Raw genomic sequence first — 20438 nt, forward strand, 5'->3', positions numbered from 1 at the left:
CCGTCACACACCGATCCGAGGCAGCGCGAATGACGTCTGGCACCACACCGGCCAGTGCACCGAAGGCCAAGCGCCTGGCCTTCCTGCGGCGGGCCACTGTGGTCGCCGTGGCCATGGCGATCATGAACGTGGCCGCCTACGGCTTCACGCTGATCGGCACCCACCGGCTCGCCCCGGAGCAGTTCGGCGCCCTCACCGCCCTGCTGGGGCTGCTGCTGATCGGCAACGTCGCCTCGCTCGGCCTGCAGGCGGCCGGAGCCCGGCAGCTCGCCACGCACTCCGGTGCCGGCGCCGGAGCTTTGTCCGACACGATGTTGAAGGCGGGCAACCGCGCGGCGCTCGTACTGACCGCGGTCTGTCTCGTGCTCACGCCCGTGTTCATGTGGCTGCTGCACATCGACTCGGTGGTCTCGATCGTGCTGCTGGCCCCGACCCTCGGCTGCCTGACGGTCATGGGGGCCCAACTCGGCGTCCTCCAGGGCAGCAAACGCTGGACCGAACTGGCCGTCATCTACACCTTGACCGGTGTCGGCCGCCTCGTCCTGGGCGGCGGCGCGCTGCTGGTGCGGCCGACGCTCGACGCGGCGATGATCGGTCTCGCGCTCGGCGCCGCCGTACCGATCATCGTCGGCCGCTGGGTGCTCCGCGGATCGACGGGTGCGACCAAGGAGCAGATCAAGACCGTGCTGCGGGAAGCGGCATTCGGCACCCACACGCTGCTCGCGTTCTTCGTCATCGCCAACGCCGACGTGCTGTTCGCCCGCGCCCTGCTCGACGGCACGGACAGCGGCTACTACGCGGCCGGCGTGATCATCGCGAAGGCCTGCCTGTTCCTGCCGCAGTTCGTGATCGTGCTGGTGTTCCCGACACTCGCACAGTCCCCGGGTGACACCCAGCGGCTGCGCAAGGCGATCGCGGCCGTCGCGGGGCTCGGTGTGTGCACGGTCATCGGCACGCTGATCCTGCCCGATCTCGTCGTCGCGGTCATCGGCGGCGCGGACAAGTACGCGCCGCTCGGTCCGTACACCTGGCTGTTCGCGGTCTCCGGTTCCGCGTACGCCGTACTGCAGCTGGTCGTGTACGCCGCGATCGCGCAGCAGGAGAAGCGCGCCGCGCTGGGCATCTGGATCGGGCTGGTCGTGCTCGCCGCAGCCGCCGGCATCGTGCTCGGCACCGGCATCGCCACCGGCCTCAACGGCGTGAAGGTGCTGGTCGCGATGACCAGCACCTGCGCGCTGCTGCTGTCGGCGGTCCTGGCCGCGGGTCTCCACCGCCAGGCCGCCGGCTCACCACAGGCTTGACTTCGCGAACCGCCGGGCGAACGTGTTCGCCACGACGAGCAGCACCAGCCCGATCACCGATCGGAACAGGCCGATCGCGGTCGCGTAGCTGAACTGCGGAACCGCGGACGCCAGGCCGATCTTGTACACGTAGGTGTCGATCACCTCGGCGGTGTCGAGGTTCAGGTTGTTCTGCATCAGCAGGACCTTCTCGAACCCGACGGACAGGATCGAGCCGATGTTCAGGATCAGCAGGATCACCGCCACCGGCACGATCGCGGGCAGGTCGATGTGCCACATCCGCCGCAACCGCGACGCGCCGTCCACGATCGCCGCCTCGTGCAGCTCCGGCGGCACACTGGTCAACGCGGCCAGGTAGATGATCGCCGCGAACCCCATGGTCTGCCAGGCGCCCGACCAGACGTAGAGATGCCGGAACAGCCCGGCGTCCCCGAGGAAGTCGACCGGGCCGAGTCCGAACAGACCGATGATCCTGTTCGCCACGCCGGTGCTCGGGTTCGTCAGCACGACGATGAGACCCACCACGACCACGGTCGAGATGAAGTGCGGCGCGTAGGTGATCAGCTGCGCCGACCGGCTGAACCACTTCTTGCGAACCGTGTTCAGGCACAGCGCCAGGACGATCGGCAACGGGAACGTCGCGACCAGCTCGTACACGTGCAGGAACACCGTGTTCCGGATCAGCCGCCAGAACTGGTACGACTCCACGAACCGGTCGAAGTGCTTGAGTCCCACCCACGGGCTGCCGAGGATCCCGGACACGACGTTGTAGTCCTTGAAGGCGATGATCACGCCGTACATCGGCCAGTAGGCGAAGATCGCCAGCCAGATCAGCGGCAGCGCGAGCATCACGTACAGCTGCCAGTGCCGCCGCATCCGGAGTCCGAGTCCGACGGAGGACTTCGCCGAGCGGGTCCGCTTGTGGGCGGCGTCGCGGACCGCCGGACGGGCTTGTGTCGAGGTCGTCATGTGCTCATCCCTTCAGCGAGCCGACCATGGCCCCCTTGACGAAGTGCTTCTGCACGAACGGGTAGACCAGCAGCGGCGGGATCATCCCGATCACGATCAGCGAGTACTTGAGCTGCTGCTGGAGTTCCTTCAGCTGCGCGAGCTTGCTCGTGTCGGGCATCTGCGACGGGTCGACCTTGCTCTGGATGAGGATCTGCCGCAGCACCACCTGCAGCGGGAACAAGTGCTCGTTGGTCAGGTAGATCAGCGCGTTGAAGAACGTGTTCCACTGGCCGACGGCGTAGAACAGCAGGTTCACCGCGATGATCGGTTTGCTCAGCGGCAGCACGATCCGCCAGAAGAACCCGAAGTCGCTGCAGCCATCCACCCGCCCGGCCTCGACCAGTTCCTCGGGGATCGTCACCATGAAGTAGGTCCGGGTGATGATCACGTTCCAGACCGCCATCGCGGTCGGCAGGATCATCGCCCAGCGGGTGTTCAGCAGGCCGAGCTGGTCCACGACCAGGTACGTCGGGATCAGCCCGCCGCTGAACATCATGGTGAACACGAACGCCGCCATGATCAGCCCCTTGCCCGGCAAACCCTTACGGGACAGGGGGTACGCCGCGAGCAGCGTGAGGACCGTGGCGACACAGGAGCCGGCGACCGCGTAGAACACGGAGTTGCCGAAGCTGCTGACGATCGCGTCGTAGTCGAAGATCGCCTTGTACGCGTCCAGCGTGAAGCCGACCGGCCACAGCCACACCTCGCCGGCCGACACCTTCTTGGTGTTGCTGACCGAGGCGCTGAACACGTAGACGATCGGGTACAGGATCGCGAGGCAGAACAGGCCGAGGGCCGTGTAGATACAGGCCAGGGCGATCTTGTCGCCGCGGGTGTCCTGGATCGGCGCGCCTCCGCCCAGCCGCCGCTCGTCCGGCGGCAGGGTTCCGGCGGCGCTCATCCGTTGTAGGTCTCGTAGGCGGCCTGCTGCAGGTCCAGGTACGGTTTCACGCCGATCTTCTCGACCCGGTCCTTGAAGTCGTTCCAGGCGCCGTCGTCGTTCGGGTCCAGCTGCCCGGTGACGAACTTCGAGAACGACAGGCTGACCTCGCTCTTCAGGTTCGTCTTCAGCTCTGCTTCCTGCGCGGCCTGGTCCTGGTCCAGCGTGACCGGCGGGAACTGCATCTCCTGCGGCTGCTTGTAGGGGAAGTAGTTGTCCACGGTCTGCTGGTACAGCGGCTTCTCGAAGGTCAGGTCCTTCGGGTTCACCCGCTCGGCGAGCCGGAAGTCCTGCGAGCGGTACATCGTGTTGTCCTGGCTCCAGCTGATGTTCTTCTCGGTGTTCCAGGTCGCCGAGAAGCCGTACACCGCCTGCTTGCCGTTGATCCCGAGCTCACCCTTCTTGGCCCACTCGAACTTCGGGCCGCCGTACCCGCGCAGGATCGCCTCCAGCTCCATCTGCGCGTCGGCCCACTGGACCAGCAGCTCCGGCTTCGCGCACTTCTTGGTGATCACCAGCTTCGCCACCTCGACGCCGACGCCGAGGTAGTTCCAGGCGGCGTACCGCACGCCGTTCGGCCCCTTCAGCGGCGGGACCGCGAGGTACTTGCGCCAGCGGGCGTTCGGGTCCTTCTGGTCGATGTCCAGGAAGCCGCCCCAGTAGTACGAGCGGGCGCCGCCGATGATCGGCTTGCCCGGCGCGTTGCCGTAGCGGTCCATCTGGTCCTGGTCGGCCGTGAACACGTCCTTGTTGATCAGGCCCTCGGCGTACATCCCGTGGATGAACTTCAGGCCCTCGCGCCACTCGTCCTTGGTGAAGGTCACGTCGACCTTGCCGTCGTTCACCACCAGCCACGGATCGCCGGGGTTGTAGAGGAACGAGTTCATGAAGAACGTGTCGAGCGGCGCGTCCTTGTAGCCGCAGAACGGGATCGTCCGGCCGTTGCCGCCGAGGTCGGCCTTCTTGAACGCGCGCAGCAGCTCGACGAACTCGTCGGTGGTCTCCGGGACGTCCAGCCCGACCTGCTCGATCCAGTCGGTGTTCAGGAACGTGCGCCCGTTGCTCGCCCGGCAGTGGTAGCAGTCGTTGACGTTCGGGAACGAGTAGATCTTCTTGTCCGGCGCCTGGACCAGCTTGCGGGCGTCCGGGTAGTCCTTCATCGCCTGCTGCAGGTTCAGCGCGTACGAGCCGATGTACTGGTCGACATCGGTGAACAGGCCCTGCTGGCCGTACAGGAACAGCTGCGACCGGGTGAAGTGGATCCCCATGAAGGCGTCCGGGATGTCGCCGGCGGCGATCATCGCGTTCACCTTGGTCATGATGTCGTCGTCGGTACCGCCGATCTGGTTCCACTCGATGTGGATGTTGGTCTTCTGCTCGAGCCACTTCGTGAAGGCGTTGGTCCGCCAGTCGCCGATCGTCACGTCCTGCGGTACGACGATCTTGAACGTGACCTTCTCCGAGGAGATCGGCTTGAGCTCACGGGCGACCGGACCGACGTACCCCTCCGGGTACTGCACGGTCGTCAGCTTCGGGCCGAGAGTGACGCTGGGCGCGGCCTGTCCGGCGGCGCCGGTGCCGCTGCTCGCACTGCTCGAGCCGCTGCACCCGCTGAGCAGACCGCCGCCGGCTGTCGCCGCGGTCAGTCCGATCGCCCCCGCGATGAGTGATCGACGGCTGAGTCCTTTGCGCGCGTCGTCGTTCGGCATGGTTCCTCCTGGCGGCTGGTCGGAACGAAGTCGATACGAGATCCGATACGAATATCCAATAGGATCTCGGATCTTTGCCCGGGAGAATGACATAGATCAGGACGCTACGGAAGAGCTCGCCGCCACTGAAAGAGATCGACCGATCACTGTTCGTATCTTGCGCCGCAAGCGGTTACCGCTTGCGCGCGGGCACCCAAATTCCTTGCGCTGAAGAAAGGTCGCTGGACCGGCCTGGGTAGGGTGCTGGGCATGCCGACGCCGAAGTTCATCCGCGAGCTGCGCCAGAAGATCGGGCACGACCTGCTGTGGCTGACCGGGATCACCGGGGTGGTGCTGAACGACGCCGACGAGGTCCTCCTGGTCCGGCGGGCCGACACCGGACGCTGGGCCCTGGTCGCCGGAATCCTCGAGCCCGGCGAACAACCGGCGACCGGGCTGGTCCGCGAGATCCAGGAGGAGACCGCGGTCCAGGCCGTCGTCGAACGCCTGGTCAGCGTCGAGTCACTGCCCCCCAGCAGCTACCCCAACGGCGACCAGGTCCAGTTCCTCGACCTCTGCTTCCGCTGCCGCCCGATCAGCGGCGCCCCCCGCGTCAACGACGACGAGTCCCTCGAGGTCCGCTGGTGGCCCCTCAACGCCCTCCCAGACCTCCCCGACCGCGAACAGGCCTGCATCAAGAACGCCCTCTCCCCCGACCCGGCCCCGGTCTACGCCACGTCGTAGTAAGCGGCCTAGTGGGCGGCCTCGTGCCAGGTGCGGCCGATGCCTACCGAGACGTCGAGGGGGACGGCCATGTCGACGGCGTGGCCCATGTCGTGGCGGACCAGTTCCTCCAGGGACTCGCGCTCGCCCGGGGCGATCTCGAAGACCAGTTCGTCGTGGACCTGGAGCAGCATCCGTGACTTCAGGCCGGAATCGTGCAGGGAGCGGTCGACCTTCAGCATCGCCATCTTGATGACGTCGGCGGCCGAGCCCTGGATCGGGGCGTTCAGCGCCATCCGCTCGGCCATCTCCCGGCGCTGGCGGTTGTCGCTGGTCAGGTCCGGCAGGTAGCGCCGGCGGCCCAGGATCGTTTCGGTGTACCCGGTCTTGCCGGCGTCGATCACGATCGACCGCAGGTAGTCCCGGACGCCGCCGAAGCCCTCGAAGTACTCGTCCATCAGGCCCTTGGCCTCGTCGACGCCGATCTTCAGCTGCTGGCTCAGCCCGTACGCCGACAGGCCGTACGCGAGGCCGTAGTTCATCGCCTTGATCTTCGCGCGCTGCTCCTGGGTCACCGCCGACGGCTCGACCGAGAACACCCGGGACGCGGTCACCGAGTGGAAGTCCATCCCGGAGTTGAACGCGTCGATCAGGCCCTGGTCCTGCGAGACGTGCGCCATGATCCGCATCTCGATCTGGCTGTAGTCCGCCGACATCAGCGACTCGTAGCCCTCGCCGACCACGAACGCCTGCCGGATCCGGCGGCCCTCCTCGGTGCGGATCGGGATGTTCTGCAGGTTCGGCTCGGTGGAGCTCAGCCGCCCGGTCGCCGCGATGGTCTGGTTGAACGTCGTGTGGATCCGGCCGTCGCGCGGGCTGATCGTCTTCAGCAGCCCCTCGACCGTCTGCCGCAGCCGGGTCGCGTCCCGGTGCGCCAGCAGGTACGCCAGGAAGGGATGCTCGGTCTTCTCGAACAGCGCCTGCAGCGAGTCGGCGTCGGTGGTGTAGCCGGTCTTGGTGCGCTTGGTCTTCGGCATCTGCAGCTCGTCGAACAGCACCACCTGCAGCTGCTTCGGCGACCCGAGGTTGATCTCCTTGCCGATTACCTCGTACGCCGCGGTGGCCGCCTCCCGGACGCCGGTGGCGAACCGGTCCTCGAGCTCCTCCAGGTACGGCCGGTCGACCGCGATGCCGTCGCGCTCCATCCCGGCGATGACCTGGATCAGCGGCAGCTCGACGTCCGCGAGCAGCGCCGTACCGGCCTGCTTCTCGAGCTCGGCGTCCAGGGTGTCGGCGAGGTCCGCGATCGCGCGCGCCCGCAGCATCGTGTGGTCCGCGGCCGGACCGCCCTCGACGTCGTCGAAGCTGAGCTGACCGTTCTCCGCCTCCTCGTTGCGCAGCTCGCGCTTGAGGTAACGCACCGTCAGGTCGGCCAGATCGTAGGCCCGCTGGTCCGGGCGGACGAGATACGCGCTCAGCTGGGTGTCCGAGCTGAGGCCGGCCAGCGTCCAGCCGCGCTCCAGGAACCCGAGCAGCGGGCCCTTCACGTCGTGCAGCGCCTTCGGCTGCTTCTCGTCGGCCAGCCAGGCCTGCCACGCCGAATCGTCGTCCGGCGTCATCGTGGTCGGGTCGAACCAGGCCGCCGCACCGGACGCGTTCGCCAGCGCCAGCCCGGTGATCTGACCGGTGCCGCCGCCCCAGCTGCCCTGCACCGCGACGCCGACGCGCTCGCCGCCGCTGACGTGCTCCTTGAGCCAGGCGCCCACCTCGCCCGGCTTCAGCTGCGCACCGTCCAGCTCGAACCCGTGGTCGACGGTGGCGTCGACCTCCTCGTGCTCGGCGACCAGCCGCTCGCGCAGCACCCGGAACTCCAGGCTGTCGAACAGCGTGTGCACCTTCTCCCGGTCCCATGGCACCCGGGCCAGGTCGTCGACCGCGACGTCCAGGGTGAGGTCGCGGACCAGCTCGTTGATCTGCCGGTTCCGGATCACGTCGGCGAGGTGCTCACGCAGCGACTCGCCGGCCTTGCCCTTGATCTCGTTCACCCGGTCGACGACGTCGTTCAGCGAGCCGAACTGGTTCAGCCACTTGGCGGCCGTCTTCGGCCCGACACCGGGCACGCCCGGGAGGTTGTCGCTCTGCTCCCCCACCAGCGCGGCGAGATCCGGATACAGCCGGGGGCCGACGCCGTACTTCTCCTCGATCGCGGCCGGGTCCATCCGGGCGATCTCGGACACGCCGCGCTTCGGGTACAGCACCGTGACGTTCTCGTTGACCAGCTGGAACGAGTCCCGGTCACCGCTGCTGATCAGCACCTCGAAACCCTGCTCGGACGCCTGGGTGGCGAGCGTCGCGATGATGTCGTCGGCCTCCCAGCCGTCGATCTCCGTGGTCGGGATCCGGAGCGCCTCCAGCACCTCCTTGACCAGCGAGATCTGGCCGCTGAACTCGTCCGGCGACTTCGACCGGCCGGCCTTGTACTCCGCGTACTGCTCGGTGCGGAAGGTCTTGCGGGAGACGTCGAACGCGACGCAGACGTGCGTGGGCTGCTCGTCGCGGAGCATGTTGATCAGCATCGAGGTGAACCCGTACACCGCGTTGGTGTGCTGGCCGGTGGTGGTGGAGAAGTTCTCCACCGGGAGCGCGTAGAACGCCCGGTAGGCCAGCGAGTGCCCGTCCAGCAGCAGGATCCGCGGTCGCCCGGCGCCCGGGGTCGCGGAATCCTTGGTCATCGTCGTCGTATCCGTCTCTGCAGCCACATACCGACTCTAGTGGCTCCCGGGGACAGTTCTGACACACTGCTTCCGTGACAGATGAATCGAACCTCGGACCGGGCATGGCCCTGGAGGGCACCCTCCTGCAGACGATGGGAATCGTCGTCGCCGAGGCGACCGCGGAGCGGGTCGTCGCCACCATGCCGGTGAAGGGCAACACCCAGCCGTACGGACTGCTGCACGGCGGCGCGTCCTGTGTCCTCGCCGAGAGCCTCGGCTCGATCGGCTCCGCCCTGCACGCGGCGACGTACGGCAAGGTCGCGGTCGGTGTGGACATCAACGCGACCCACCACCGCGCGGTCCGCGACGGGGTCGTCACCGGCGTCGCGACCCCGATCTACCTCGGCCGCACGACGACGTCGTACGAGGTGATCGTCACCGACGACCGCGACAAGCGCGTCTGCACCGCCCGGATCACTTGCCAGCTGATTCAGGCTCCGCCCGGGAGCTGACCGCGCGGCGGGCGATCGCCGAGCGCCGCGACGACAGCAGGGCGAGCAGGTTCGGTGCGTGCTCGGCGTTGAGCCGGCGGCGCACGGTGTGCGTGTTCGCGAACCGCAGTACGCCGGCCTGCCCGAGCCCGAGCCGGGCCAGGAACCGGTTCGCCTCGCGGGCGATCGCGGGCGCCACCACGGCCAGGTGCAGGCAGCTCTCGTGCTCGGCCCAGGCGACCGCCTCCGCGATCAGCGCCTTGCCCAGGCCGTGCCGGCGGGCCGAGTCGCTGACGTGCAGGTACTCGATCGTGACCGTGGTGTCGTCGTGCAGCGGGCTGATCGCGGTCCGGCGCAGGTAGGCCATCCCGTGCACCTGGCCGTCCAGCTCGCCGACCAGCAGCCGGCCGAACGGATCGTCCAGGTGCTTGCTGACGGCAACCTCGGCGGCGGCCTCCGACGGCGGCGCCGGGAGCCGGGACGGCAGACCAGCGGCGGTGCTGAGCTCACGCCACATCGCCACCAGGGCGGCGGCATCGCCCGCACGGGCGTCCCTCACCTCGACGGCAGCCACCACAGCGACCTCCCGGTCCGGTCCACCCCCGAGGTGAACAGACGGGCCGATACGCTCGTCCTCGCGCAACAGTAGGCCCTCGGGGGTCACATGCAAAGCTGACAACAGCGGTCTGGAGAGCAGTTTGTTCATCGGAATCGGGACCGTCGTGAACGTCGCGACGGTGCTCGTCGGCTCGGTACTCGGCGTACTCGTCGGGCACCGCCTCAGTCACCGCACCCGCGACCTGGTCACCGACGCGCTGGGACTGGTGACGCTCCTGATCGCGATCAGCGGGGCACTGACGGTGAGCGACGACGTGCTCAGCGACGCCGTCGGCGACAGCGCACCGATCCTGATCGTGCTCGGCGCGATGCTGATCGGCGGGATCATCGGTTCGCTGCTGCGGATCGAGCAGCGGCTGGAGGACTTCGGCGGCTGGCTGCAGCGCCGCTTCGACCGCGGCGAGGGTCGCAGCACCTTCGTCGAGGGGTTCGTGTCCGCCTCGATGGTGTTCTGCGTCGGCCCGCTCACGTTCCTCGGCTCGTTGTCCGACGGGCTCGGCCGCGGCGCCGACCAGCTGTTCCTGAAGGCGGTGCTGGACGGCTTCGCGTCGATCGCCTTCGCCGCGTCGTTCGGCTGGGGCGTGGCGGCGTCCGCGCTGGTCGTCCTGGTGGTCCAGGGATCGATGACCGCGGTCGGGGCGATCCTCGGCGACGTCCTGCCCGACGCGCATGTGACCGCGCTCGGCGCGACCGGCGGCGTGATGCTCATCGGTGTCGCGCTCAGACTTCTGAAGCTCAAGCAGGTCGCCGTGGCCGACCTGCTGCCCGCGCTGCTCGTCGCGCCGTTGCTGGTTCAGCTGCTCGTTGTCATCCGCAACTGAACCAGCAACGCCTGTGTCGATCCCGGGTCAGTCCTCGCCCAGGTAGGCCTTGCGGACCGAGTCGTTCACCAGCAGGTCCCGGCCGGTGCCGGACAGCACGATCTTCCCGACCTCGAGCACGTACCCGTAGTCGGCCCGCTTGAGCGCGGCCTGGGCGTTCTGCTCGACCAGCAGGATCGTCGTGCCCTGCTGCTGCAGCTCGGTCACCGTGGTCATGATCCGCTTCATCATGATCGGTGACAGACCCATCGACGGCTCGTCCAGCATCAGCAGCTTCGGCCGGCTCATCATCGCCCGGCCCATCGCCAGCATCTGCTGCTCACCGCCGGAGAACGTCCCGGCCGGCTGCTTGCGCCGCTCCCCCAGGATCGGGAAGAGGTCGTACGCCGCCTGCAGGTCGCCCCGCACACCTCCCGGGTCCTTGCGGGAGAACGCACCCAGCATCAGGTTCTCCTCGACCGACAGCCGCGGGAAGATCCGCCGGCCCTCGGGCGAGTGCGCCAGACCCCGGGTGACGATGTCGTGCGCCGCCACGTGGTCGATCCGCTCGCCCTGGAACCAGATCTCGCCGCCGGTCGGCCGGAGCAGGCCGGAGATCGTCTTCAGCGTGGTGGTCTTGCCGGCGCCGTTGGTGCCGATCAGCGACACCACCTGCCCCTGCTCCACGCTGAAGCTGATCTTCTTCACGGCCCGGATCTTGCCGTAGGCAACTTCCAGGTCCTTGACCTCGAGCATCGCGGTCATGGGGCCTCCCCTCCGGGTACCTCGTCCTCTTCGTCCTCGCCGGTGCCGATGTAGGCCTCGATCACCCGCGGGTCGGACTGCACCTCGTCGGGCGTGCCCTCGATCAGCGTCTGCCCCTGGACCAGGCAGAGCACCCGGTCGCAGAGGTTGAAGATGAACCGCATGTCGTGCTCGATCACCACGACCGACAGGCCGGAGTCCCGGATCTTGAAGATCAGGTCACTGGCCTGCCGGGTCTCCTGCGGGTTCATACCGGCCGTCGGCTCGTCCAGCAGGATGAGCTTCGGGTCGGTGGCCAGCGCCCGCGCGATCTCGAGCCGGCGCTGGTCGCCGTACGGCATGTTCCGGGCCAGGTGCTCGGTGAACCGGCCGAGACCGACGAAGTCGAGCAGCTCCTGGGCCCGGGCCCGGGAGGCCGCCTCCTCGCGGCGGAACTTCGGGCCGTGCAGCACCGAGGTGATCGCGCCCGAGCTGGTCCGGCAGTAGCGCCCGACCATCACGTTCTCCAGCGCGGTCATGTTCGCGAACAGCCGGATGTTCTGGAACGTCCGCGCCATCCCGGCCCGGACCACGGCCCGGGGCTTGGGCGGCAACGGCGTACCGGAGAACCGGACCTGCCCGCTGGTCGGCTTGTAGAGGCCGGTGAGGCAGTTGAAGAACGTCGTCTTGCCGGCCCCGTTCGGACCGATCAGGCCGACGATCTCCCCTTCGCGCACGGTCAGGTTGACGTCGTTCACCGCCAGCAGACCACCGAACCGCATGGTCACGCCGGAGGCCTCCAGAACCGGGGCGCCGATCGAACGCTCGGCCGTGTTCTGGGTGTCGGTCACCGTCATTTCGCCTCCTCGACAGCGAGCCGTTCCTCTTCGACCTCGACGGCCAACGCCTCGTCCTCCTCGTGGAACTCGAGCTGGCGCCGCTTGCTCGCCACCAGGCCCTCGGGGCGGAACCGCATCATCAGCACCAGCAGGATGCCGAACAGGAACAGCCGGTACTCCGAGAAGAACCGCAGCTTCTCCGGCAGCAGCTTCAGGATCGTCGCACCGAGCAGCACACCGGCGATGGTGCCCATACCGCCGAGCACGATCGCGGCGAGCAGGAACGCCGACTCCAGGAAGATGAACTGGTCCGGACTGACCGCGCCGTCCTGGTGGGCCTTGATGGTGCCGGCCAGACCGGCCAGGAAGGCGCCGACCGCGAACGCGAGCAGCTTCAGCCCGAAGACGTTCACGCCCATCGCCTCGGCGGCCTTCTCGTCCTCCCGGATCGCCACCCAGCCACGCCCGATCCGGCTGTTGTTCAGCCGGGCGAAGGTCAGGATGACGAAGCCGAGCAGGAGCAGCAGCAGGAAGTAGTAGTTCGAGAACCGGCCGAGCTCGATGCCGGCGACCGTGTGCGCGTCGCCGAAGTTGAACCCGAACAGTTCCAGGTCCGGGATGCCGGGGATGCCGTTCGGCCCGTTGGTCAGGTTCGGGCCGTTGTTGCCGTCCAGGTTGAACATCGAGAACCGGAAGATCTCACCGAACCCGAGCGTCACGATGGCCAGGTAGTCACCCGAGACCCGCAGTGTCGGCGACCCGATGATCAGGCCCAGCAGAGCCGCCACACCGGCGCCGATCAGCATCACCAGCAGGAACGGCGGCTTCCAGTTGATGGTCGCGAACGCCGACGTCGACAGCGTCGCGGCGACGTACGCACCGGAGCCCAGGAACGCGATGTACCCGAGGTCCAGCAGACCGGCCAGGCCGACCACGATGTTCAGGCCCATCGCGGTCGCGCTGAAGACCAGCACCGAGCCCGCGATCGACATGTTCGCGTCCGAACCGTTCTGGGTGAACGGGAACAGGAACGCCGCCGCGAACGCCGCCAGCGTGAGCACCTTGCGGTGCCGCTGCCCGGCGTGCGACATGAACGTCATCGCCCCGGTCCGGAACAGCCCGGTCGCGCCGGTCGCGACGAACACCAGGCACAGGATGAACGACCACGCGTCGCCCAGCCCGAGCGCGTACGCCGCGAGGAAGAGCACCACCGCCATCATCGCGGAGATCAGGAAGATCTCCAGCCAGTCCGGCAGGCGGGCGTGGCTCATGTCCCGCAACTGGTGCAGTGGCAGCAGGTACGCCGACACCGCGATCAACGCGGCACCGACGAGCGTGACGTACGCACCGGGGTTGACGTTGATCAGGCCGTCGGACTCCACCGAGATCGCGACGATCACCAGCACCATGTACAGCGTGAGGCCGACGCCGAAGGCCCGCAGGCCGAGCGTCGCGTCCAGCCAGGTGCCCAGCTTGGTCAGCGGCCCCCGCTCCGCCAGCAGCAGCACCAGCGAGAGCACGGCGACGATGATCGCGAGGATCTGCAGGCCGCCCGGATAGAAGTTGATCGAGAGGTCGTTCAGGATCGACCCGTCGTAGCTCCACGACAGGAACGATCCGACGATCACGAGCGCCACGCCGACCAGGCCCAGCGGCCACGCGATCGGCTTGCCCGGCTTCGCCACCGGCGCTTCGGCGACGTCGTCGACAGGAGCCTGTACGTCGGTCATGCGCGGTCCACCACCCTCGCGCCCAGCAGGCCCTGCGGCCTGAACACCAGAACCAGGATCAGAATGACGAAGGCCCACACGTCCTTCCAGGTACTACCGCCGAACTGGCCGGGGATGTACTGGGTGGCCATCGCCTCGATGACGCCGAGCACCAGACCACCGACGACGGCACCGAAGATGTTGCCGATACCGCCGAGCACCGCGGCGGTGAACGCCTTCAGACCGGCCAGGAAGCCCATCCGGAACTCGATGTTGGTGTTCTGCAGCCCCTGCGAGACACCGGCGATCGCCGCCAGCACCGCACCGAGGGCGAACGCGACCACGATGATCCGGTCGACGTTGATCCCCATCAGCCGCGCGGTGTCCGGGTCCTGCGACACGGCCTGCATGCCGCGGCCCATCCGGGTCCGGTTGACGAAGAACCAGAGCAGCACGGAACAGACCGCGAGCGCCCCGATCGTGAAGATCGCGGACCGCTGGATGGTCACCCCGCCGACCTGCAGGGCCGTGCCGGTCACCACATCGATCTGCGGGAACGGGATGCGCAGCTTGGCGCTCGGCCAGTCGACGTTGCTGATCAGCTTCTCGTAGAGCACCCAGCTGACTTCCGCGATCACGACCGCCCCGGCAGCGGCAGCGGCGATCGCCGGTACCGGCGTCTGGTTCCGGGCGCGACGGCGTACGGCCGCACCGGCCAGCCACCCGATCGCGGTACCGACCAGGGCGCCCAGCACGACCACGCCGACGATCAGCAGGGCGTTCAGGTCGGGGTTGACCAGCCGGACGACGACCCACACCGCGACAGCGCTGCCGGCGGCGCCGAGCAGCGGGGCGCGGTCGAACCACTTGGAGACCGGGTGGCTCAGGTCGATCTTGGCCACCCGCCCGCCGATCAGGTAACCGACGCCGATCGCCAGACCCGTGAGCACCACGACCGTCCACTGGGGCTGGTCGTAGAACAGGCGGACGAACTCCTGCAGGAACACGGAGATACCGATCGCCGTGATCAGCGGTGCGAGTCGTGGCGCGTTCCGCAGGGGACGGTACGCGACACGTTCCATGGCCACCGCGGTGCCGACCGACGCGATCATCGCGCCGGCGATCATCACCGGCAGGATCCACACACTGGTCTTACCGTTGAAGAACAACAGGTACGTCGTCAGTGCGCCGAACGCACCGATCATGAACACCTCGCCGTGGGCGAAGTTGATGAGCTGCACGATGCCGTACACAACGGTGTACCCGACCGCGATCAGGGCGTACAGCGAGCCCAAGGTCAACCCGTTGACGAGCTGCTGCAAGAACTGGTCCACGTCGACCTCCCATCTGCCTCGGTTTATGACACGCCACGGGGGTGGGAGGATCGCTCCCACCCCCGAGACATGAGGTCGACTCTGCTTACTTGCTCTCGAAGTCCTTGGTCTCCACGGTGGCCCACTTGCCGCCGGCAACCTTGTAGACGGTCAGCACCTTGGAGGTGGTGTCACCGTACTGGTCGAAGGCGACCTTGCCGGTCACACCGTCGAAGGAGACCTTGCCCACGGCATCGACCGTGGCCTGGCGCGCGGACTCGACGTCCTTGGCGTCCTTCAGCGACGTCTTCAGGGCGTTGATGATCGCGTTCGCAGCGTCGTAGGAGTAACCGCCGTACGCGGCGTACGGCTCCTTGTAGTTCTGCGCGTTGTAGTCCGAGACGAACTTCTTCGCCGACTCGAGGCTGTCGACCGGAGCACCGACCGAGGTGGCCAGGTCACCGTCGCTGGTCTTGCCGGCCAGCGTGATGTACTTCGGGTCGAAGATGCCGTCGCCGCCCATCAGCGGGACGTTCAGGCCGGCGGCCTTCATCTGCTGCGACAGCGGACCGGCGTTCGGGTACTCACCGCCGTAGTAGACCGCCTGCGGGTTGGACGGCTTCACCGCGGAGATCACGGCCTGGTAGTTCGAGTCGTCCGGGTTGATCGTCTGCGCCGACACGACCTGACCGCCGAGCTTCTTGAACTCCTCGGTGAAGGTGCCGACCAGGCCCTGGCCGTACGCCTTCTTGTCGTGGATCGTGGCGACCTTGGTGATCTTCGCGGTCTCGTACAGGTACCGCGCCGCGAACGGACCCTGGACGGCGTCCGTCGTGCAGGTGCGGAAGTAGGTCGGGTACGGACGCTTCGGGTCCGTCTGCCACTTCGCGCCCTGGGTCAGGCCCGGGCCGGTGTTGGCCGGCGAGACCTGGACGATGTTCTTCGGCGCGAGCACCGGCTGGACCTGCTGGCTGACGCTGGTGTTCAGCGTGCCGACCACGCCGATCACGTCCTTGTCGCTGGCCAGGGCCGTGGCGGCGTTCTTGCCCGGCTCGGTCTTGGCCTCGTCGTCCTTCGCGTCCACCTCGAGCTTCCAGCCCGGGATCGCGTTGGAGTCGTTGGCCTGCTTCACGGCCAGCTCGACGGAGTGCTGGATACCCAGACCCAGGGCGGACAAGTCTCCGGACAGCGGCGCGATGACGCCGATCTTCGCGGTCTTGGTCGAGCTTCCGGAGTTCCCCCCGGAGTCGTTGCCACTGCGTGAGCCGCAGGCAGTCAGGGCCAACGACGCAACGATCAGCGACGCGCCGACCCGTACTACGGAACGCTGGTGCACTGTTCCTCCCATGTCTGGATAGTCCCAGCGAATCCGGGACTCTCGCGCATTTGCCACGAGCACCGGCAGGTTAGACCCCGCGATGGTTCCAAGCGAACAGCGCATCGGCTGTGTTGTGAGGTCGTTACCCCGGTAAGCATCGTCCGTTGACCTGATTACTGTCCGACCGGGTGTGGCGGTGACATAGCGTCAGCGAATGGCTGTGCTCGGTGAGAATCGCTCTCGACCGCCGAGCCGACGGCCACGGTTCGTCACGAATGCCCGCCGGCGTTCAGCAGACGGTTACGACACACCGGAAATGCAGACAGATGACGTAATTTCCTCACCGGAAAGGCAGCGGCGGCTGCCCGATCAGGAATCGCCGGCTTCGTTGACGACCAGCTCGGCGACCTGACGCATCGAGACCCGCTTGTCCATCGCGGTTTTCTGGATCCACCGGAACGAATCCGGCTCCGACAACCCGAACTTGGTCTGCAGGATCGACTTCGCGCGATCCACCAGCTTGCGCGTCTCCAGCCGCTCGGCCAGGTCCGCGACCTCCCGCTCCAGCTCGGCGAGCTCGACGTACCGCGAGGCGGCGATCTCGATCGCGGGCAGCAGGTCGGCCTTGGAGAACGGCTTCACCAGGTACGCCATCGCGCCGGCGTCCCGCGCCCGCTCGACCAGCTCCCGCTGCGAGAACGCGGTCAGCATCAGCACCGGCGCGATCCGCTCCCCCGCGATCTTCTCCGCCGCACTCAGCCCGTCCAGCTTCGGCATCTTCACGTCGAGAATCACCAGATCCGGCCGCTGCTCGATCGCCAGCCGAACAGCCTCCTCGCCGTCCCCCGCCTGCCCGACGACGTCATACCCCTCTTCCGCGAGCATCTCAGCCAGATCCATCCGAATCAGAGCCTCGTCCTCAGCGATCACCACACGCTTAGCAGTCACACCCGACACCTTATCGATCCCCCCTCACGACTTAGGACCCACAAAGGTGTCGAGCGCGGCAACAGCCTCCTTCCGGCTGACCGCGATGGTGTCCCACCGTGGGTGCCGCCAAGGGATCCCCAACAGATCCAGTGCATCCGTGAGAATCTTCCGGATGTCATCGGACCGGTTCGAGAACTGGTAGCGGACGTAGAAGTAGCGCTTCTCCCGTCCCGGCCTACTCGCCCAGTTCACAACTCGGCACCCGTCCGAGTGGAACAACCCACGCAGCAGCTGCTCGGGGTACCTGGCAACAATCTCTTGCTGCCAGTCGGCCAACTCGATCTTGCGCAGATGCTTCCGTCCCGGGCCGTGCTGCGGGAACACACACGGCCAGTGCTTCCACCGGGCTTCGACCCTGATCGCGCCGCCGCCTCCCCGTAGGCAAGGACTCGCATGCGGCTTCACCCGCTTGATCGTCTCCGCGATCTCCTGGTTGAGCTCCACGTACCGCTCGTCGTTGATGATCTGCAGCGTGAACACACCCCGCCGCGCTCGCGCGATCGACCCGTCCCCCAGATACCACCCGAGCAACAACGCGTACGCTGCCTCGTCCAGCTCAGCCCCGTCACACCGCGGACACGGCGTTGCCGGGCGGCTGCCCCCACGAGGCATCCCTCGACGCTGATAGAGCCGCCGCCACCGCCGGATCGTCTTGATCCCCACACCATGGATCTCGGCATTCGTCTTGTCGCTGACGCCGTTGTCCGACATCCGCAACGCGGAATCCACCGTCTCCTGCGACCTGATGTGCCCCATGCCACAGGGTCTCGGCGACCACCGACATTTTGCGGATCGACCGATCCATTAGGCTAAGATCTTCGACGCGATGCCCTGGTATTCCAACCGGCAGAGAAGATGGTCTCAAACACCATACAGTGTGGGTTCGAATCCCACCCAGGGCACAGAAATCTGTCAGTGGTCCCAGTCAAGCTGGGGTCATGTACGACGAGCGGACGCGGGCGATCGCACTGGCAGCGATCGGCGACGGGGAGAGTCTGAACTCGATCAGCAAGCGGCTGGGGATCAGTCGGGCGGCGCTGCGTGAGTGGCGGGATCGCGGGGAGCGTTCGGCGCGGCCGAGCGGGTGTCCGCGGTGTGGGAGTGGATCGCTCGACAATCCGTCGTACTCACATCTGCTGGGTCTGTATCTGGGTGACGGGTGCCTGTCGCGGCATCGGCGGGATGTGTACGCGCTGCGGATCGCGTGCGACGACGTGTACCCGCGGCTGATCGACGAGGCTGAGTCCGCCGTACGGGCTGTCCATCCGAGCAGGCCGGTGCATCGGGTGCAGGCGGTCGGGTGTACGTCGGTTGTCTCGTACTGGAAGCACTGGCCATGTCTGTTTCCTCAGCACGGCCCCGGCCCGAAACATCGCCGTACCATCGCGCTCGCCGGCTGGCAGCGGGAGATCGTTGCCGATGACCCCGAACTGTTCCTCCGCGGCCTGTTCAACTCCGACGGCTGCCGGGTAGCCAACTGGGCCACGCGAACGGTCGCCGGCCAACTGAAGCGGTACGAGTATCCGCGCTACATGTTCTCCAACGAATCCCCCGACATCATGGGTGTCTGCCAGTGGGCACTCGACCTGCTCACCGTCCCCTGGCGCATGCCCCGCCCCAACGCCCTCTCCGTAGCCCGCCGAGAAGCCGTCACCTACCTAGACACCTTCATCGGCCCAAAGTCCTGAGCTCCGCCCGCTCGGATCTCCCGGCTTGAACGTGGTTGAGGCGGACGGTCAGCTGACCGTCCGCCTCAACCCCTGCTCTTCTTCTGTGTTCTACGGGTTGGGGTTGCGGTAGGCGGGGGCGATTCCTTCGATGGCGTCGCCCATGCGGTGGACTCGGAGGGCGTTGGTGGAGCCGGGGATGCTGGGTGGGGAGCCGGCGACGATGACGACCAGGTCGCCCTTGCTGAGTTTGCCGAGTTCCAGGAGGCGCTGGTCGACCTGGCGGACCATTTCGTCGGTGTGGTCGACGGTCGGGACGATGTGGGTCTCGATGCCCCACACCACGCTCAGCCAGGAGCTGACCGACGGGACCGGGGTGAAGGCGAGCAGCGGGACCTCGGTGCGGTAGCGGGCCAGGCGGAGGGCGGTGTCGCCGGACTGGGTGAACGCGATCAGGTACTTCGCGTCCAGCCGCTCCGCGACGTCCGCGGCCGCGCGGGCGATCACGCCGCCCTTGGTCTTCGGCTCCCACTCGATCTCGTGGACCCGGCCGAGGCCCTGCTCCTCGGTGGCCTCGACGATCCGGGCCATCGTCTTGACGGTCTCGATCGGGAAGCGCCCGACGCTGGTCTCGCCGGACAGCATGACCGCGTCGGCGCCGTCGAGGACGGCGTTGGCGACGTCGGACGCCTCGGCCCGCGTCGGCCGCGGCGCGGAGATCATCGACTCGAGCATCTGGGTGGCGACGATCACCGGCTTCGCGTTCAGCCGCGCCTGGTCGATGATCAGCTTCTGGACCAGCGGGACGTCCTCGAGCGGCAGCTCCACGCCGAGGTCGCCGCGGGCCACCATGAACCCGTCGAACGCCTCGATGATCTCGTCGAGGTTGGCGACCGCCTGCGGCTTCTCGATCTTGGCGACGACCGGGATCCGCAGACCCTCCTCGTCCATGATCTTGTGCACCAGCTGGATGTCGGCCGCGTCCCGGACGAACGACAGCGCGATCATGTCGGCGGGCAGGTGCAGCGCCCAGCGCAGGTCCTCGGCGTCCTTCTCGGACAGCGCGGGCACGCTGACCGAGACGCCGGGCAGGTTGATGCCCTTGTGGTTGGAGACCGGCCCGCCGACGGTGACCCGGCAGATCACGTCGGTCTCGGTGACCTCCTCGGCGACCAGGGCGATCCGGCCGTCGTCGATCAGCAGCTGGTCGCCCGGCTTCACGTCACCCGGCAGACCGTCGTACGTCGTACCGCAGATGGTCTGGTCGCCGGGCACCTCCCGGGTGGTGATCGTGAAGCGCTCGCCGTAGGTGAGCGTTGCCTTGCCCTCGGCGAACTCGGCCAGCCGGATCTTCGGGCCCTGCAGGTCGACCAGGATGCCGACGTTGCTCCCGGTCTCCGCCGCAGCGGTGCGGATCCGCTGGTAGATGCGCTCATGCTCGGCATGGGCACCATGGCTCAGGTTGAGCCTTGCGACGTCCATGCCTGCTTGGACGAGTTCCGTGATGCGCTCCGGGGCGGCCGTAGCCGGGCCGAGCGTACAAACGATCTTTGCGCGACGCACGTCACAAAA

General features: G+C 67.4%; 18 protein-coding genes and 1 tRNA gene. 6 read left to right on the plus strand and 13 right to left on the minus strand.

The window, feature by feature from the left end; genetic code table 11:
* Positions 1-29 precede the first annotated feature (29 nt).
* Positions 30-1301 carry a polysaccharide biosynthesis protein gene (locus AB0I12_RS15955; RefSeq protein ID WP_359929706.1) on the plus strand — a complete coding sequence of 424 codons (1272 nt, stop codon included), beginning with the start codon at positions 30-32 and terminating at the stop codon, positions 1299-1301.
* Here AB0I12_RS15955 and AB0I12_RS15960 read toward each other — a convergent pair.
* From AB0I12_RS15960 to AB0I12_RS15970, 3 genes are read right to left on the minus strand one after another with little or no spacing between them, the layout of a single operon-like run.
* Entirely contained in the window at positions 1287-2270 is a 984-nt protein-coding gene (locus AB0I12_RS15960; RefSeq protein WP_359929708.1) for an ABC transporter permease subunit, read from the minus strand. The two genes, AB0I12_RS15955 and AB0I12_RS15960, sit on opposite strands and share 15 nt — an antisense overlap.
* Before the next feature lie 4 nt (positions 2271-2274).
* Positions 2275-3213 carry a carbohydrate ABC transporter permease gene (locus AB0I12_RS15965; protein WP_359929710.1) on the minus strand — a complete coding sequence of 313 codons (939 nt, stop codon included), beginning with the start codon at positions 3211-3213 and terminating at the stop codon, positions 2275-2277.
* Positions 3210-4961, minus strand: a complete 1752-nt coding sequence (locus AB0I12_RS15970) for an extracellular solute-binding protein (protein WP_359929712.1) — start codon at positions 4959-4961, stop codon at positions 3210-3212. The genes AB0I12_RS15965 and AB0I12_RS15970 overlap by 4 nt, the downstream gene beginning before the upstream one ends.
* A gap of 249 nt (positions 4962-5210) precedes the next feature.
* Between AB0I12_RS15970 and AB0I12_RS15975 the strand changes: the two genes are divergently transcribed.
* Positions 5211-5684: an NUDIX domain-containing protein gene (locus AB0I12_RS15975; RefSeq protein ID WP_359929714.1), complete on the plus strand. Its 474-nt coding sequence runs from the start codon at positions 5211-5213 to the stop codon at positions 5682-5684.
* An 8-nt stretch (positions 5685-5692) separates the two neighbouring features.
* Here AB0I12_RS15975 and polA read toward each other — a convergent pair whose 3' ends face one another.
* A complete protein-coding gene (gene polA / locus AB0I12_RS15980) occupies positions 5693-8395 on the minus strand; it encodes a DNA polymerase I (RefSeq protein WP_359929773.1) in 2703 nt (900 codons plus the stop codon).
* A 74-nt stretch (positions 8396-8469) separates the two neighbouring features.
* Here polA and AB0I12_RS15985 point away from each other — a divergent pair, with 74 nt between their 5' ends.
* Entirely contained in the window at positions 8470-8889 is a 420-nt protein-coding gene (locus AB0I12_RS15985) for a hotdog fold thioesterase (RefSeq protein ID WP_359929716.1), read from the plus strand.
* On the opposite strand, the gene AB0I12_RS15990 is transcribed toward AB0I12_RS15985, so the two are convergent.
* Positions 8852-9442 (minus strand): GNAT family N-acetyltransferase, encoded by a 591-nt coding sequence (locus AB0I12_RS15990; protein WP_359929717.1) that lies wholly within the window; start codon positions 9440-9442, stop codon positions 8852-8854. The genes AB0I12_RS15985 and AB0I12_RS15990 overlap by 38 nt on opposite strands.
* Positions 9443-9566: 124 nt before the next feature.
* Between AB0I12_RS15990 and AB0I12_RS15995 the strand changes: the two genes are divergently transcribed.
* Positions 9567-10307, plus strand: a complete 741-nt coding sequence (locus AB0I12_RS15995; protein ID WP_355479745.1) for a DUF554 domain-containing protein — start codon at positions 9567-9569, stop codon at positions 10305-10307.
* A 27-nt stretch (positions 10308-10334) separates the two neighbouring features.
* Here the strand turns inward: AB0I12_RS15995 and AB0I12_RS16000 are convergent, their stop codons facing one another.
* The 7 genes from AB0I12_RS16000 to AB0I12_RS16030 all read right to left on the minus strand — a co-directional run bounded on the left by AB0I12_RS16000 (position 10335) and on the right by AB0I12_RS16030 (position 17955).
* Positions 10335-11051 carry an ABC transporter ATP-binding protein gene (locus AB0I12_RS16000; RefSeq protein ID WP_359929719.1) on the minus strand — a complete coding sequence of 239 codons (717 nt, stop codon included), beginning with the start codon at positions 11049-11051 and terminating at the stop codon, positions 10335-10337.
* Positions 11048-11887 (minus strand): ABC transporter ATP-binding protein, encoded by an 840-nt coding sequence (locus AB0I12_RS16005; protein WP_359929721.1) that lies wholly within the window; start codon positions 11885-11887, stop codon positions 11048-11050. The genes AB0I12_RS16000 and AB0I12_RS16005 overlap by 4 nt, the downstream gene beginning before the upstream one ends.
* On the minus strand, positions 11884-13599 hold the full coding sequence (locus AB0I12_RS16010) for a branched-chain amino acid ABC transporter permease (RefSeq protein ID WP_359929723.1): 1716 nt from the start codon (positions 13597-13599) through the stop codon (positions 11884-11886). Before AB0I12_RS16010 ends, AB0I12_RS16005 begins: the two co-directional genes overlap by 4 nt.
* Positions 13596-14912, minus strand: coding sequence for a branched-chain amino acid ABC transporter permease (locus tag AB0I12_RS16015; RefSeq protein ID WP_359929725.1), 1317 nt, complete (start codon positions 14910-14912; stop codon positions 13596-13598). The genes AB0I12_RS16010 and AB0I12_RS16015 overlap by 4 nt, the downstream gene beginning before the upstream one ends.
* Before the next feature lie 85 nt (positions 14913-14997).
* Positions 14998-16239: a branched-chain amino acid ABC transporter substrate-binding protein gene (locus AB0I12_RS16020; protein WP_359929727.1), complete on the minus strand. Its 1242-nt coding sequence runs from the start codon at positions 16237-16239 to the stop codon at positions 14998-15000.
* Positions 16240-16578: 339 nt separating this feature from the next.
* Positions 16579-17166: a response regulator gene (locus AB0I12_RS16025; protein WP_359929729.1), complete on the minus strand. Its 588-nt coding sequence runs from the start codon at positions 17164-17166 to the stop codon at positions 16579-16581.
* A 15-nt stretch (positions 17167-17181) separates the two neighbouring features.
* Positions 17182-17955 (minus strand): transcriptional regulator, encoded by a 774-nt coding sequence (locus AB0I12_RS16030; RefSeq protein WP_359929731.1) that lies wholly within the window; start codon positions 17953-17955, stop codon positions 17182-17184.
* Between the two features lie 72 nt (positions 17956-18027).
* Between AB0I12_RS16030 and AB0I12_RS16035 the strand changes: the two genes are divergently transcribed.
* Positions 18028-18101, plus strand: a tRNA-Leu gene (locus tag AB0I12_RS16035).
* Between the two features lie 36 nt (positions 18102-18137).
* Complete coding sequence (locus tag AB0I12_RS16040; protein ID WP_359929733.1) at positions 18138-18887, plus strand: helix-turn-helix domain-containing protein; 750 nt, start codon at positions 18138-18140, stop codon at positions 18885-18887.
* Between the two features lie 90 nt (positions 18888-18977).
* Here AB0I12_RS16040 and pyk read toward each other — a convergent pair whose 3' ends face one another.
* Positions 18978-20429: a pyruvate kinase gene (gene pyk / locus AB0I12_RS16045; protein ID WP_359929735.1), complete on the minus strand. Its 1452-nt coding sequence runs from the start codon at positions 20427-20429 to the stop codon at positions 18978-18980.
* Positions 20430-20438 lie beyond the last annotated feature (9 nt).

The organism is Kribbella sp. NPDC050459, from assembly GCF_040655315.1.
Taxonomy (GTDB): Bacteria; Actinomycetota; Actinomycetes; order Propionibacteriales; family Kribbellaceae; genus Kribbella.